The sequence below is a fragment of the Kitasatospora sp. NPDC048722 genome (assembly GCF_040650235.1).
Classification (GTDB): domain Bacteria; phylum Actinomycetota; class Actinomycetes; order Streptomycetales; family Streptomycetaceae; genus Kitasatospora.
Genome location: NZ_JBEZGX010000084.1, coordinates 18,509 through 31,383 on the forward strand (window position 1 = coordinate 18,509; position 12,875 = coordinate 31,383).

A 12,875-nucleotide genomic window follows, 5' to 3' on the forward strand; every position below is an offset into this window, starting at 1 on the left:
CCCTTGCCGTACCGAGTCCGGAGTTTCCGCCGTCCCCCTCGGCAGAGCTGTGAAGGCATCAGCATGCCACGGGGTGCGCGATCAAGATCGCCGTGCCTGTAAGCGTTCGGCAACAATCCCGGGAAGGCCGGTGCGTGTCCGGACGACCGTCCGGTGCCCGGCCGGTCAAACCGGTGGCGGGCGGTCCGCGAGTCCTGCTTGGATGCCGCCGTGACTTCTGCCGATCATGCATCCGCTCCTGCATCCGCCGCCCCGGACCCGGGCCTCCTCGACGAGATCGAGCGCTACTACGACGCGGTGCCGCGCAACGCCGCGCGCGCCGAGGACTTCGGTCCGCTGACCCTGTTCGTCCGCGACGGCGCCGGCTGGCCGTACTACGCCCGCCCGACGCTGGGCCACGAAGGGCCCGCCGCGACCGCCGACGACGTCCTCCGGGTGCTGTCCCGCCAGCGGGAGTTGGGCGTGCCGGAGGCCTTCGAGTGGGTCGCCGAGCACGATCCGGGCCTGCGCGCCGCGGTCGAGGAGGCCGGGCTGACGGTGCACGAGCACCCGCTGCTGGTGCTGGGCCCGGCGGACGAGCCGGGCGCCGCGCCCGCCGCGGCGGAGCGGGTGGAGGTGCGCGTCCTGGCCGCGGACGCACCGGAGTTGGCGGCCGCGCTGGCCGTCCCGCGGCTGGCGTTCGCCGATCCCGGCACCGGCATCGGCGCCCTCGGGACCGTCGAACTGGCGTCGGCGGAGCAGGAGTTGGCGGCCGACGGCACCGCGCGGCGGGTCGCCGAGCGGATCACGGCGGGCACCACCGTGCTGGCCGCGGCGCTGGAGGACGGCACGCCGCTGTGCGCGGGCCAGCACAACCCGGTGGGCCGGGTGACGGAGGTCGCCGGGGTCGGCACGCTTCCGGCGGCGCGCCGGCGCGGCCTGGGGCTCGCGGTGACGGCGGCGCTGGTCTCCCACGCCCGCGCGAACGGCGTGCGGACGGTGTTCCTGTCCGCCGCGGACGAGGACGTCGCCCGGATCTACCGCCGGGCCGGCTTCCGCCCGTTCGCGACGGCCCTGATCGCCGAACCGGCGACGCCCGACGGAACGGCCGGCTGACGCAACGCACCGGACGAACAGGGACGGGGGCGGCCGTCAGTCGTCGTCCCCGTCCTCGTCGTCCGCCCCGGTGACACCCTCCCCTTCCGCCTCGTCCACGACCCACGCGGACAGCCGCTCCGCGACGCCCGACACGCCGAGCCGTCCCTCCCGGATGGCACGGGCGAGGCTGCGCACCTCGCGGGCGGTGGTCGCCACCGTGCAGCCGCTCGCGACGAGGTAGGCGTAGGCGACGGCGGTGGCGAACAGCTCGTTGGTCTTCTCCAGGGCCGGCACCCGGATCAGCTGGTGCATCAGGGCGGCGGCGCGGTCCTGCGGTTCGGGGTAGACGGCGATGTCGAAGATCTCGGCCTGGTGCCGGGAGACCGCCGCGAGCAGCGATCCGTAGTCGGTGACCTGCGGGTCACCGGGCGTGTACTGCTCCGCGGTCATGAGCAGCCACGAGAGGTCGACCTCAAGTTTCAACGGCGCACGCCCTGGAGGTCACCCGGCTCCGCGGACTCCGCCAGGAAGGCCGTCTCGTACTCCTTCATGAACTTCGCGGCGGCGTCGACGAAGGCCCGCCCGGATTCGCCCATGTCCTGCTGGACCAGGCGCTCGATGTACTGGTTCATGCTGATCCCCTGCTGCTCCGCCCGCTCCCGGGCCATCTCCGCGGTGGCGGCGTCCACCCTGACGTTCAGCTGCTTTTTACCCATAGGCCTCAAGCTAGCGCTGAAGTGCTAGCACAACAAGGGCGCGGATCCCGCCCCCCACACGCACCCACCGCACGCCCCCGCACAACCCCGGAGGCGCCCCGGACTCATACCCACCGTCCGCCGGACAACCCCCGCCACGACGGACGAGACTTGAAGAGTCCTGCACCTTCCGAGACTCTGAACACTCCTGAGCGTTCCGTGGAGCGGCACCGACCGGTGTGGAGGCCGGCAATGACAGCCATGTTCGACCAGGAGCTGCGCGAGCAGCTCGCCCAGGCCCGCCGCGACGTCGCGACGGCCCGGGCCGAAGGGGACGCCGACGGCGTCCAGGCGTACGAGGGCCGGATCGCCGAGCTGCTCCGGCTCGCCGCCCAGCACGGGATCGACCTTCCGCACAGCACCGCCGAGGAAGAGCACAACGAGCCCTGACCACCCCCCGACCGAGCGGTCCGCAGTGAGCGGGCGGGAACACCGAGGAGGCGGCACCCGGAACACCCGGGTACCGCCTCCTCGGCACGTGCGCGCCGCTACGTCACGCGGCCGCGCCGCCCACCGGCTCCAGGATCGCCACGCACTCGAAGTGGTGCGTCATCGGGAACAGGTCGAAGGCCCGCAGCGAGACCGGCCGGTAGCCGCCCTCGCGGAAGAAGCCGAGGTCCCGGGCGAGCGCCGCCGGGTCGCAGGCGACGTACGCGATCCGGCGCGCCTCCAGGCCCGCCAGGTGCGCGACGGTCTCGCGCCCGGCGCCCGAACGCGGCGGGTCGAGCACGATCAGGTCGGTCGCGGTGATGCCGGTGCGCGGCAGCAGCGTCTCGACCCGGTCGCACTCGATCCGGACGTTGTCCAGCGCGGCCAGGTTGTGCCGGGCGTCGACCACCGCCTGCTTGGCCGACTCGATGCCGAGCACCGCGCCGTCCTCGCCGACCCGGTCCGCCAGCGCGCCCGCGAACAGGCCCACGCCGCAGTACAGGTCGAGCGCGTTCTCACCCCACTGCGGGTCCAGACCGTCCAGGACGGCGTCCACGAGGGTGTCCGGCGCCTCCGGGTGGATCTGCCAGAAGCCGCCGTCGCTGACCCGCCAGGTGCGCCCGGCGGCCCGCTCGCGCACGAAGGAGCGCCCGTGCACGCGGTGCACGCCGCCCTGGTCGTCGATGCGGGCGATCGAGACCGGCTTGTCCAGCTCGACCAGCGGCAGCTGCGCGCCGGGCCGCGGGGTGAGCACGATCTGGCGGTCCGAGGAACCGGTCGCGGCGAAGGCCTCGACCGAGGCGACGCCCGGCCAGTCGCGGGCCTCGATGCCGAGCTCGGTGACGCCCTGCGCCGCGATCAGGCAGTGGTCGACCGGCTGGATCTCGTGCGAACGGTGCTTGCGCAGGCCGACCTTTCCACTGTCCGCGTCCACCGCGTACTGCACCCGGGTGCGCCAGGCCGGTACCTGCCCGGCCGGGAGCTTGCCGCCGACCGGCTCGACGCTGCCGTCCCAGCCCGCCTCCTCCGGGGTGAGCCCGGCCAGCTTCGCCAGCTGCTCGGTCAGCACCGCCGCCTTGAGCTTGCGCTGCCCGCCCGGGGTCACGTGCTGCCAGTCGCAGCCGCCGCACTTGCCGGGCCCGGCGAACGGGCACGGCGGGGCGATCCGCTCCTTGGCGGGCTCCAGGACCTCCACCGCGTCGGCCCGCAGGAACCGCGACGTCGTGGTGCCCTCGGTGACCTGCACGACCACCTTCTCACCCGGCAGCGTGTGCCGGACGAACAGGACCCGGCCCTCGTGCCGGGCCACGCAGTGCCCGCCGCCGTGCGCGACCGGGCCGACCTCGACCTCGTACCGCTGCCCGACCAGCGGGTCACCCGACGGCGTCTCCGGCCGCTGCGAGCGCGGCTGCTGGGCGCGCAGCGCCTTCGGCGGGCGCACGGCCTGCTTGCGCGGCGCCCCGCCCTTGCCGGACGCGCCGCCCTTGCCCTGGGAACCCGCGCCGCCCTTGCCCTGGGAACCCGCGCCGCCCTTGCCGGAGGCGGCGGCACCCTTCCCAGCAGCCGTCCTCCCAGCGCCGCCCCTGACCGGAGCCGCCGAAGCGCCGGCGCCCTTGCCCGACGCCGCACCCTTGCGCGCAGCCTCAGCCGCCGTCCCGGAGTCCGCCGCCTCGGCCCGCTCGCCCGGCGCGAGCGGCGCCGTCCGCGCGGTCAGACCGTCGCGGTCGGTGGCCTCCGGACGGGTGGGCCGACCCCAGCGCGGCCGGGCGACCTGCCCGGGCTGGGTGCCGCCCCGGCGGGCGCCCTTGCCGGAGGTGGCGCCGGAGCGGCCGGGCTTGCCCCCGGAGTTGCCCGAGGAGCGGGGCGGATTGTTGCGGGTCACTGGGAGGATTCCTTGCTGCGGTCGGAGGTCGCACCGGCGCTGACACCGGTCCGATCGGAATCCTTCGACTCTACGGCCTTCGGCGCCCGCGGCTCGCCACGGCGGACGGCCCCCGGCGCCGACCAGGCCTTCTGCGGCCGGCGCCGCTCGGAGGACTCCAGCTGCCACGGCACCGAGGTGACCATCACACCGGGCTTGAACAGCAGCCGCCCCTTGAGCCGCAGCGCGCTCTGGTTGTGCAGCAGGTGCTCGTACCAGCGGCCGACGACGTACTCGGGGATGTAGACCGACACGACCTCGCGCGGGCTGCTGCGGCGCAGGTTCTTGACGTAGTCGAGGACCGGCCCGGTGATCTCGCGGAACGGCGAGTCCAGCACCTTCAGCGGCACCTCGATCCCGCGCTCGTCCCACTCCTGGCGCAGCGCCTCGGTGTCCGCCGGGTCGACGTTGACCGAGATGGCCTCCAGCGTGTGGGGGCGCGCGAGCCGCGCGTACGCGAGGGCGCGCAGCGCGGGCTTGTGCAGCTTGGAGACCAGGACGATGGCGTGCACCCGGGTGGGCAGCACGATGTCGTCGGGCTCCTCGGCGGCGGTGAGCTCCTCGGAGACGCGGTCGTAGTGGCGCCGGATGCCCTTCATCATCACGAACAGCACGACCATCGCGGCGATCGCGATCCAGGCGTGGCCGATCTTGGTGACCAGGACGACGATCAGCACGGCCATGGTCATCACCAGGCCGAAGGTGTTGATGGCCCGGCTGCGCTGCATGTGGCGGCGCCTGGCCGGGTCGGTCTCGGTGCGCAGCAGCCTGGTCCAGTGCCGGATCATGCCGGACTGGCTCATGTTGAAGGACACGAAGACGCCGACGATGTAGAGCTGGATCAGCCGGTTGGGGTCGGCGTCGAAGGCGATGACGAACAGGATCGCGGCGATCGCCAGCAGGATGATGCCGTTGGAGAAGGCGAGCCGGTCGCCGCGGGTGTGGAGCTGGCGGGGCAGGTAGCGGTCCTGGGCGAGGATCGAGCCGAGCACCGGGAACCCGTTGAAGGCGGTGTTGGCGGCGAGCACCAGGATCAGGCCGGTGACGGCGGCGACGAAGTAGAAGCCGGGGGTGAAGTTCGAGAAGACGGCCTCGCTGATCTGGGCGAGGGCGGTCTTCTGGTGGTAGTCGGGCGAGGAGCCGACGAGCTGCTCGACCGGGTTCTCGGCCATCTGGACACCGGTGAGCCGGGCCAGCCAGATGATGCCCATGAACATCACCACGGCGACGCTGGCCATCATGAGCAGCGTGGTGGCCGCGTTCTTGCTCTTGGGCTTGCGGAAGGCCGGCACGCCGTTGGAGATGGCCTCGACGCCGGTGAGCGCGGCGCAGCCGGAGGAGAACGACTTGAGCAGCAGGAACACCATCGCGAACCCGGCGAGCGACCCGTTGCCCGGGGTGGCGACGAGGTGGAAGCCGGAGCTCTCCGCGGGCATGTCCTGGCCGAGCGCGAAGTGCCGGAAGAACCCGTAGCAGACCATGCCGATGACGCCGATCATGAAGGCGTAGGTGGGCACGGCGAAGGCGGTCCCGGACTCCCGGACACCGCGCAGGTTCATGCCCATCAGCAGCACGATCACGATGACCGACAGCGCCAGCTCGTGGCCGCGCAGTGAGGGCACGGCGGAGACGACGTTGGCGACGCCGGAGGTCGTGGAGACGGCCACGGTGAGGACGTAGTCGACCATCAGCGCGCTCGCGACGACCAGGCCGGCGGCCGGGCCGTGGTTGACGGTCGCCACCTCGTAGTCCCCGCCGCCGCTCGGGTAGGCGTGGACGTTCTGCCGGTAGGAGGCGACGACGGCGAGCATGACGATCGCGACGACGAGGCCGATCTGCCAGGAGAAGTGGATGGCGGACGCGCCCGCGACCGACAGGGTGAGCAGGATCTCCTCGGGGGCGTAGGCCACCGAGGAGAGCGCGTCCGAGGCGAAGACGGGGAGCGCGATCCGCTTCGGCAGCAGCGTCTCGCCCAGCTTGTCGCTGCGCAGGGCGCGCCCGATCAACAGGCGTTTCGGAAGGTCAGTCGGCATAGGCACGTTAAGGAATCGTAGGCGTTCCCCGACAGGGCTTGCGCGGAACTCCCCACCCTTCGTCGCGACTGTGTTCGGCGGACCGGCTAGCGTGTCGGATACGAGCTGGTGGGCAACACTCTGGTTGTCGTGCCGGCGCCGAACAGGACACTCGCCCCCGGCATCGGGGCGGGAGAGGGAGATGAACGGTGTTTGCGCAGGTCAAGAACCCAACGGATCGGGTGAGGTAGCGCCGGTGCACATCGTCATCATGGGCTGCGGCCGCGTGGGCTCGGCCCTCGCGAGAGCGTTGGAGAAACAGGGCCACTCCGTCGCGGTGGTGGACCAGGACCCGACGGCGTTCCGTCGCCTGGGCGCCGGGTTCAACGGCCGCCGGGTGACCGGGGTCGGCTTCGACCAGGACACCCTGCGCGAGGCGGGCATCGAGGAGGCCGGCGCGTTCGCCGCCGTCTCCAGCGGTGACAACTCCAACATCATCGCGGCGCGGGTCGCCCGGGAGACCTTCGGCGTGGAGAACGTCGCCGCCCGGATCTACGACCCCCGACGTGCCGAGGTCTACCAGCGCCTGGGCATCCCGACCGTGGCCACGGTCCGCTGGACCGCCGACCAGATGCTGCGCCGGCTGCTGCCGAGCGGCGCCGAGCCGCTGTGGCAGGACCCGAGCGGCAGCGTGCAGCTGGCCGAGGTCGCCTACGACCCGCGCTGGGTCGGCCGCCGCCTGGCCGAGCTGGAGGAGGCCTCCGGCTCGCGGGTGGCGTTCGTCACCCGGCTCGGCGAGGGTCTGCTGCCCACTCCGCAGACGCTGCTGCAGGAGGGCGACCTGGTGCACGTGATGCTGCGCCGGGCCGACCTGGCGGCCGTCGAGGCCGCGTTCGCGCAGGGACCGAAGGAGGAGGGTCACTGATGCGCGTCGCCATTGCCGGGGCCGGTGCCGTGGGCCGCTCGATCGCGGGCGAGCTCCTGGAGAACGGGCACGAGGTCCTGCTGATAGACAAGAACCCCAACTCCATCTCGGTGGAGCGGGTGCCGATGGCGGAGTGGCTGCTGGCCGACGCCTGCGAGATCACCTCGCTGGACGAGGCGGCCCTGCAGCGCTGCCACGTCGTGATCGCCGCGACCGGCGACGACAAGGTCAACCTGGTCGTCTCGCTGCTCGCCAAGACCGAGTACGCGGTGCCGCGGGTGGTCGCCCGGGTGAACAACCCGAAGAACGAGTGGCTCTTCAACGAGTCCTGGGGCGTGGACGTCGCCGTCTCCACCCCGCGCCTGATGTCCGCGCTGGTCGAGGAGGCGGTCAGCGTCGGCGACCTGGTCCGCCTGATGCGCTTCAGCCAGGGCAACGCCAACCTGGTCGAGCTGACCCTGGCGGCCGACACCGAGCTGGTCGGCACCCGGGTGGGCGACGTCGCCTGGCCCCCGGACACCGCGCTGGTGACGATCATCCGCGAGGGCCGGGTGCTCGTGCCCGGCAAGGACGACACCCTGGAGGGCGGCGACGAGCTGCTCTTCGTCGCGGCGCAGGAGCGCGAGGAGGAGCTGGAGGACCTGCTCTCGGCCACCTCCGGCGCCCAGTAGGCGGCACCCGGCGGCGTCCGACACGGCGTCCGACAGGCAGGAGGGCCCGCCCCCATCCGGGGTGCGGGCCCTTCGTGCACCGGGTCGGGCCGGCTACTTGGCCGGCTCCTCCTCGTCGTCCAGCGGAGCCTTGATCGGCGGCGGCGCCTTCAGCAGGATCTGCCACGTCACGTACATCGCCAGCAGCAGCGGCGGGATGCCGAGCGCGACCTTCAGCCAGCCGAGCAGGTTGACGTTGTGGGTGAAGTACAGCGGGAAGAGGATCACCGGCTTGATGCCCATGATCACGACCCAGGCCCAGGTCGCCTTGGTGTAGGCGCGCAGCCGGCCCGGGTTCTCCTTGCGCCAGGTGAACATCTCACCGGTGATCGGGCCGAGCATCAGGCCGATCAGCGGCCAGCGCACCAGCGCGGAGACCGCGAGCCCGATGCAGTAGCCGACGTTCCACAGCAGGCCGGGCAGGTAGAAGTCCTCGGCCCGGCCGCTCTTCATCGAGATCCAGGCACCGATGGCGACACCGAACACCCCGCTGAAGGCGTGCTGGACGGTCTCCCGCTTCGCCAGCCGGACCACCACGAACAGGGCGCTCAGCGCGAGCGCGGCCCATGCGGCGGCGCTGACCTGGTGGGTGATGTTGTACGTGACGATGAAGACCAGGCCGGGCAGCGTCATGTCGACCATGCCGCGCACTCCGCCGAAGGCCTGCAGCACGGTGTCGGCGGCCTCCTTCGAGGCGGCGGCCTTGCGGGCGGCCTCGGCGGCCTCCGGGTCGAGCTCCTGGCCGGTGACCGGTGCGGCGGCGTCGATCGACCGCGCCAGGCCCTCCGCGGCGTCCTTCGCGGCGGCGTCCTGCCAGGCGGCCACGTCGGCGGCGCTCAGGTCGAGCCGGGCGGCGTCGCCGCCGGGGTGGTTGCTCACGCTCATTCGCTCCCGTGTCCCACCGGACGCAGCTCGTAGCGGGGGTTGAACAGCACGCGGCGTCCGCGTGCGTGGCTGATCCGGCCGCTGGCGACGAGCCGGCGGCCCGGCTCTATGCCCGCGATCGAGCGGCGGCCGAGCCAGACCATGTCCAGCGCCTCGGTGCCGTCGAAGAGCTCGGCCTCCAGGGCCGGCACCCCGGCCCGCGGGCGCAGCGTCACCGTGCGCAGCGTGCCCGCCACGGTCACCAGATCGCGGTCCGCGCAACCGGCGATCGGCGTGCAGCCCGACTCGGCCGCGCTCTCCTGGCGCAGCTCCTCGGCCCGCAGCTCCTCGGCCGACGAGGTCAGCCGACTGAGCATGCGGCGGAAGCGGCCCTGCGGCTGGTCGCTGCTGTTGTCACCACTCATGCGGGAAGGGTACCGGTTTCCGGGCCCCCGGCGGCAGGCCGGACGATCGCCGCACGGGCGCGGAGTGGCCGTGCGGGGCCCGGAAAGCGGGCGGGCCGTCAGCTCTCGAAGCGGTAGCCCATGCCCGGTTCGGTGATGAAGTGGCGCGGGTGCGAGGGGTCGCGCTCCAGCTTGCGGCGCAGCTGGGCGAGGTAGACGCGCAGGTAGTTGGTCTCGGTGCGGTAGGCCGGGCCCCAGACCTCCTGGAGCAGCTGGGTCTGGCTGACCAGGCGGCCGGCGTTGCGCACCAGCACCTCCAGCAGATGCCACTCGGTCGGGGTAAGCCGGACGTCGGTGCCGTCGCGGTTCACCTTCTTGGCGGCGAGGTCGACGGTGAAGCTCTCGGTGACCACGAGCGAGTCGTCCTCGCCGGCCACCGGCTCGGCCCGGCGCACGGCGGCGCGCATCCGGGCGAGCAGTTCGTCCATGCCGAACGGCTTGGTGACGTAGTCGTCGGCGCCGGCGTCCAGTGCCTCGACCTTCTCGTCGGAGGCGTGCCGGGCCGACAGCACGATGATCGGCACCCGGGTCCAGCCGCGCAGCCCGCGGATCACCTCGACGCCGTCCATGTCGGGCAGGCCGAGGTCGAGGACGACGACGTCGGGATGGCGAGCGGCGGCCAGCTCCAGGGCGCTCGCGCCGTCATGGGCCGCGTCGACCTCGTACTTGCGGGCCTTGAGGTTGATCACCAGCGCGCGGACGATCTGCGGTTCGTCGTCCACGACGAGGACCCGGGTCATATACGGGCTCCGCCTTTCAGGGCTGTGTCGGGCTTGCGGGCTGTGGGACTTGCGAACGGTGGTGCCTACGGACTGCGGTGCAGGCGGACGGGAAACCCGTGTCCGGGTGTCACGTGACGAGCCGCGACAGCGGGTCGTGGTCGTCGCCGGACGGCTCGCCCGGTTCCGGGGGCCGCTCGACGGCGGGCAGGGTGACGACCATGGTGAGACCGCCGCCCGGGGTGTCCTCGGCCGTGACGGTGCCGTTCATGGCCTCCACGAACCCGCGCGCCACGGCGAGCCCGAGGCCCACCCCGGCGCCGCGCGGCGCGTCCCCGTACCGCTGGAACGGCGCGAAGATCCGCTCCTTGGCATCCTCGGGCACGCCGGGGCCGCGGTCCACCACCCGCAGCTCGACCCGTCCCGGGCCGCCCGGCGGGTGCAGCGCGTCCGCCTTGACCAGCACCTTCACGCCCTCCGGGCTGTACTTGACGGCGTTCTCGATCAGGTTGGCCAAGGAGCGCTCCAGCAGCCCGCCGTCGGCCCGGATCATCGGCAGCGTCTCCGGGACGTCCAGCCGGACGGACTCCAGCGGGACGCCACCGAGCGCGAACGGCACGACCTCGTCCAGGTCGGTCTCCTGGATCAGCGGGGTCACGGTGCCGGTCTGCAGCCGGCTCATGTCCAGCAGGTTGTTGATCAGGTGGTCGAGCCGGTCGGCCCCGGCCTCGATCCCGGCCAGCAGCTCCGCCTCGTCCTCCGGGGCCCACTCGACGTCCGCCGAGCGCAGCGACGTGACGGAGGCCTTGATGCCGGCCAGCGGCGTGCGCAGGTCGTGCGAGACGGCGGCGAGCAGCGCGGTGCGGATCCGGTTGCCCTCCGCCTCCCGGCGGGCCGCGGCGGCCTCGCGGGCCAGTCGGCGGCGCTCCAGCACCACGGCGGCCTGCGCGGCGAACGCACCGAGCAGCCGGCGGTCCGCCGCGGGCAGCACCCGGCCGCGCAGCACCAGCGCGAGGCTCTCGCCGACGGGGACGTCCACGTCGGCCTCCTCCGGGCGCTCCGGCGGGTGCGGCCCGGCGGCGGCGACCGGTACCCAGGCGCCGAGCGGGTCCGGGCGCTCCAGCAGCGCGGCGCTCTCCTGTCCGAAGGTCTCCCGCACCTGCTCCATCAGGGCGGTCAGCACGCCGTCCCCGTTGGGCGCGCCGCGCAGGACCGTACCGGCCAGCGCGCTGAGCGTCTGGGCCTCGGTCTGGCTGCGGGCCGCCTGGAGGGTGCGGCGGGCCGCCAGGTCCACGACGGAGGCGACCGAGATGCCCACGATGGTGAATATGGCCACCGCCATGATGTTCTGCGGCTGGCTGATGGTGAACGTGTGGATCGGCGGCGTGAAGTAGTAGTTCAGCACCGAGGAGCCGACGAGCGCCGACCCGATCGCCGGCAGCAGCCCGCCGACCAGCGCGGCGAGGACCGTCAGCGACAGGAACAGCAGCATGTCGGTGGACAGGCCGAGGCCGCCGATCGCGGTCAGCGCCAGCGCCAGCAGCGGCGGGCCGACCAGGCCGATCAGCCAGCCGGCCACCGTCCGGGTGCGACCCAGGTCGGTGATCCGCCGGATCGGGATCCTGCCCCGTCCGCTCCCGGCGCGCTCGTGGGTGACCATGTGGACGTCGATGTCCCCGGCCTCCCGGGTCACCGTGGTGCCGACGCCCGGCCCGTAGACGTACTGCCAGCCGGGGCGGCGGCTCGTGCCCAGCACGATCTGGGTGGCGTTCACGCCTCGGGCGAAGTCCAGCAGCGCCACGGCCGGGTCGTCGCCCAGGACCGCGTGGAACGTGCCGCCCAGGCTCTCGACCAGCGACCGCTGCTCGATCAGCATCTGCGGGGACTGGTCGGTGCCCGCCAGCCCGTCCGAACGGGAGATGTGGACGGCCATCAGCTCGCCGCCCGACGTCCGGGCCGCGATCCGGGCCGCGCGACGGATCAGCGTCGCCCCCTCCGGCCCGCCGGTCAGGCCCACCACGATCCGCTCCCGGGCCTGCCAGATGCCCTCGATGCCCTGCTCGGCCCGGTACCTCTGGAGGTACTCGTCCACCCGGTCCGCGGTCCACAGCAGCGCCAGTTCGCGCAGTGCCGTCAGGTTGCCCGGACGGAAGTAGTTGCCGAGGGCGGCGTCGATCTTCTCCGGCGCGTACACGTTGCCGTGGGCCAGCCGGCGGCGCAGGGCCTGCGGGGACATGTCGACCAGCTCGATCTGGTCGGCCCGCCGCACCACCTCGTCCGGCACGGTCTCGCGCTGCCGCACCCCGGTGATGCCCTCGACGGTGTCGCCGAGCGACTCCAGGTGCTGGATGTTGACCGTGGAGATCACGTCGATCCCGGCCGCCAGCAGCTCCTCGACGTCCTGCCAGCGCTTGGCGTTGCGGCAGCCGGGGATGTTGGTGTGCGCCAGCTCGTCGACCAGCGCCACCTGCGGACGGCGGGCGAGGACCGCGTCCAGGTCCATCTCGGAGAACCTGGCACCCCGGTGCACCACCTGCTGGCGCAGGACGACCTCCAGCCCGGCGACGAGGTCGGCCGTGTTCCGTCGGCCGTGGTCCTCCACGAACGCCACGACGACGTCGGTGCCACGCTCCTGCCGCCGGTGCGCCTCCGCCAGCATGGCGTACGTCTTGCCGACCCCGGGGGCGGCCCCGAGGTAGATGCGCAGCCTGCCACGTCCCATGAGCACCATTCTTGATCCGGCCCAGCCCGGGAGCCACCCCCGGACACCTGTTCCCCTCCCCTTCGAGACTACGGCGTGGGAGACGATTTTCCGCTGATCCGTGCACTGAGCATGCCGTTTTAGCGGCATATTGACGGTGCCACAGCCCGGCCGTCGACCTGTACCCGCCAACCGGCGGGGCTCGGGCACGGCCTTTCCGGAAACGCGAAGAACCCCCATCCGGAAACCGGATGGGGGTTCTTCAGAAGAATTGTTCGGCGGCGTCCTACTCTCCCAC

Annotated in this window: 12 protein-coding genes; 4 read left to right on the forward strand and 8 right to left on the reverse strand. The window is 72.7% G+C overall.

Annotated elements, in window-relative coordinates; genetic code table 11:
• Positions 1–210: 210 nt before the first annotated feature.
• A complete protein-coding gene (locus AB0C76_RS37685; RefSeq protein ID WP_359974419.1) occupies positions 211–1,095 on the forward strand; it encodes a GNAT family N-acetyltransferase in 885 nt (294 codons plus the stop codon).
• 36 nt (positions 1,096–1,131) lie between these two features.
• Here the strand turns inward: AB0C76_RS37685 and AB0C76_RS37690 are convergent, their stop codons facing one another.
• Positions 1,132–1,560: a fic family toxin-antitoxin system, toxin component gene (locus AB0C76_RS37690; RefSeq protein ID WP_359974421.1), complete on the reverse strand. Its 429-nt coding sequence runs from the start codon at positions 1,558–1,560 to the stop codon at positions 1,132–1,134.
• Entirely contained in the window at positions 1,557–1,793 is a 237-nt protein-coding gene (locus tag AB0C76_RS37695) for a toxin-antitoxin system HicB family antitoxin (RefSeq protein WP_329931193.1), read from the reverse strand. Before AB0C76_RS37695 ends, AB0C76_RS37690 begins: the two co-directional genes overlap by 4 nt.
• A gap of 231 nt (positions 1,794–2,024) precedes the next feature.
• Between AB0C76_RS37695 and AB0C76_RS37700 the strand changes: the two genes are divergently transcribed.
• Positions 2,025–2,222, forward strand: a complete 198-nt coding sequence (locus tag AB0C76_RS37700) for a hypothetical protein (RefSeq protein WP_359974423.1) — start codon at positions 2,025–2,027, stop codon at positions 2,220–2,222.
• 103 nt (positions 2,223–2,325) lie between these two features.
• Here AB0C76_RS37700 and AB0C76_RS37705 read toward each other — a convergent pair whose 3' ends face one another.
• Positions 2,326–3,684, reverse strand: a complete 1,359-nt coding sequence (locus AB0C76_RS37705) for a class I SAM-dependent RNA methyltransferase (RefSeq protein ID WP_359974435.1) — start codon at positions 3,682–3,684, stop codon at positions 2,326–2,328.
• Between the two features lie 455 nt (positions 3,685–4,139).
• A complete protein-coding gene (locus tag AB0C76_RS37710; protein WP_359974425.1) occupies positions 4,140–6,221 on the reverse strand; it encodes an APC family permease in 2,082 nt (693 codons plus the stop codon).
• A 229-nt stretch (positions 6,222–6,450) separates the two neighbouring features.
• Between AB0C76_RS37710 and AB0C76_RS37715 the strand changes: the two genes are divergently transcribed.
• Positions 6,451–7,119: a TrkA family potassium uptake protein gene (locus AB0C76_RS37715; protein WP_359974427.1), complete on the forward strand. Its 669-nt coding sequence runs from the start codon at positions 6,451–6,453 to the stop codon at positions 7,117–7,119.
• Positions 7,119–7,790: a TrkA family potassium uptake protein gene (locus tag AB0C76_RS37720; protein WP_359974429.1), complete on the forward strand. Its 672-nt coding sequence runs from the start codon at positions 7,119–7,121 to the stop codon at positions 7,788–7,790. The genes AB0C76_RS37715 and AB0C76_RS37720 overlap by 1 nt, the downstream gene beginning before the upstream one ends.
• 93 nt (positions 7,791–7,883) lie before the next feature.
• Here AB0C76_RS37720 and AB0C76_RS37725 read toward each other — a convergent pair whose 3' ends face one another.
• The 4 genes from AB0C76_RS37725 to AB0C76_RS37740 form a co-directional block, all read right to left on the reverse strand.
• The gene (locus AB0C76_RS37725; protein WP_359974430.1) at positions 7,884–8,708 is read right to left on the reverse strand and encodes a DUF3159 domain-containing protein; all 825 of its coding nucleotides are present in this window, start codon (positions 8,706–8,708) and stop codon (positions 7,884–7,886) included.
• Positions 8,709–8,710: 2 nt separating this feature from the next.
• Entirely contained in the window at positions 8,711–9,118 is a 408-nt protein-coding gene (locus AB0C76_RS37730; RefSeq protein WP_329931199.1) for an OB-fold nucleic acid binding domain-containing protein, read from the reverse strand.
• Between the two features lie 98 nt (positions 9,119–9,216).
• Entirely contained in the window at positions 9,217–9,897 is a 681-nt protein-coding gene (locus AB0C76_RS37735) for a response regulator (RefSeq protein WP_033351413.1), read from the reverse strand.
• 109 nt (positions 9,898–10,006) lie between these two features.
• Entirely contained in the window at positions 10,007–12,598 is a 2,592-nt protein-coding gene (locus AB0C76_RS37740; RefSeq protein ID WP_359974433.1) for a sensor histidine kinase KdpD, read from the reverse strand.
• Between the last annotated feature and the right edge of the window lie 277 nt (positions 12,599–12,875).

Bases quoted from the DNA above. Each gene is read 5' to 3' on its own strand.
- AB0C76_RS37695 (WP_329931193.1), bottom strand. From the start codon at position 1,793: ATGGGTAAAAAGCAGCTGAACGTCAGGGTGGACGCCGCCACCGCGGAG.
- AB0C76_RS37720 (WP_359974429.1), top strand. From the start codon at position 7,119: ATGCGCGTCGCCATTGCCGGGGCCGGTGCCGTGGGCCGCTCGATCGCG.
- AB0C76_RS37700 (WP_359974423.1), top strand. From the start codon at position 2,025: ATGACAGCCATGTTCGACCAGGAGCTGCGCGAGCAGCTCGCCCAGGCC.
- AB0C76_RS37735 (WP_033351413.1), bottom strand. From the start codon at position 9,897: ATGACCCGGGTCCTCGTCGTGGACGACGAACCGCAGATCGTCCGCGCG.
- AB0C76_RS37740 (WP_359974433.1), bottom strand. From the start codon at position 12,598: ATGGGACGTGGCAGGCTGCGCATCTACCTCGGGGCCGCCCCCGGGGTC.
- AB0C76_RS37730 (WP_329931199.1), bottom strand. From the start codon at position 9,118: ATGAGTGGTGACAACAGCAGCGACCAGCCGCAGGGCCGCTTCCGCCGC.